Origin of the sequence: Delftia sp. RIT313 (assembly GCF_000632165.1) — a bacterium.
In the GTDB taxonomy this organism is placed as follows: Bacteria; Pseudomonadota; Gammaproteobacteria; order Burkholderiales; family Burkholderiaceae_C; genus Comamonas; species Comamonas acidovorans.
On the sequence record NZ_JFYT01000017.1, the window covers coordinates 1 to 1235 of the forward strand.

Consider the following 1235-nt stretch of genomic DNA (forward strand, 5'->3'; position numbering starts at 1 on the left):
CTCACCGAAAAGCTCACCCAGAAGACCAAGCTGGCTTCCGGCCTCATCGAAAACGTGGTCTACCAGGACAACCACCTGTTCTACGATGCCCAGAACCGCCTGCGCGCCAGCTTCGATGGCCGCACCGACGTGCGCATCAGCTACGACCTGGCCGGAAACCGCAATCAGGTCAAGACCAGTGTCATCAACAACCTCTACACCATCAAGAACGAAGGCAAGACCTACCAGTCCCCGGGCCAGTACCAGCAGTTCGTCAACGAAAGCGTGACGACCTACGGCTACGACGCCATGAACCGGCAGCTCGCCAGCCGCGAATACCAGGGCGCCACCCCCAACGGCACCCTGCTCAAGTCGCATGACTACCTCTACGACCAGGCTGGCAACCGCATCCAGGACACCGTCTTCGAGAAAAGCACCACGGCCGGTGTCGCCGACACGCGGGGCACCTACCAATACATCTACGACGACCTGAACCGGATCGAAAGCTACTCGGGCTACGGCATTGCCGAGCGCACCGACACCATCCGCTACGATGGTGCCGGCCGCCAGGTTTATGCCATGTCGCTGGCCCGCAGCAACAACCTCTGGAACGACGAGCACCGTTACAACCAGTACGACAACCTGGGCCGCCTGCAGGACACCCGCGTGGTCATGCGCCGCACCGACAACCAGCAAAAGACCCAGCACACCGACATCGCCTACCACGGCGCTGCCGGCGACACCTCGCTGGGCTATGACGCCGCTGGCAACCTGCGCGGAAACCTGCAGACCACCGATGGCCGCACCAATGACGCCGTGCGCACCACCTACCAGCACCAGTTCAATGGCGGCTACCAGCAGACCTCTTCCACTACCACCCAAGGCGGGCGCACGGCCACCACCAACACCTGGCGCGATGCCAACGGCTTCATCAGCAACATCGAGCAGCAAGACGGTGTGGTGGACAACCGCTACAACCGCGCCTTCGTCAATGATGCGCGAGGCAACGCCCTGTATGTCAACCAGAGCGCCGGCTCAGCCTCGGAAAAGGGCGGCCGTATAGAAAACCGCCCCGGCGGCTATATCGGCGGCTTCATCGGAGACGCCTTCAACCCCGGCCACGTCCAGCGGCAACTGGTGGCCAACGGCGAAGTCCTGGCCCGCTACGGCGACGCCCCCGACTCGGAGAACCCGCCGCAGAACGGCGCCGTCCCCAAATACGTAAACACCGCGGAATTCCACCTCGACGCCGCCCC

Annotated in this window: 1 protein-coding gene; it reads left to right on the forward strand. The window is 63.2% G+C overall.

Features of this window, described 5'->3' with window-relative positions:
• The coding region (locus BW39_RS31470; RefSeq protein ID WP_043819790.1) for a hypothetical protein at nucleotides 1-1235 on the forward strand (1235 nt) is incomplete at both ends.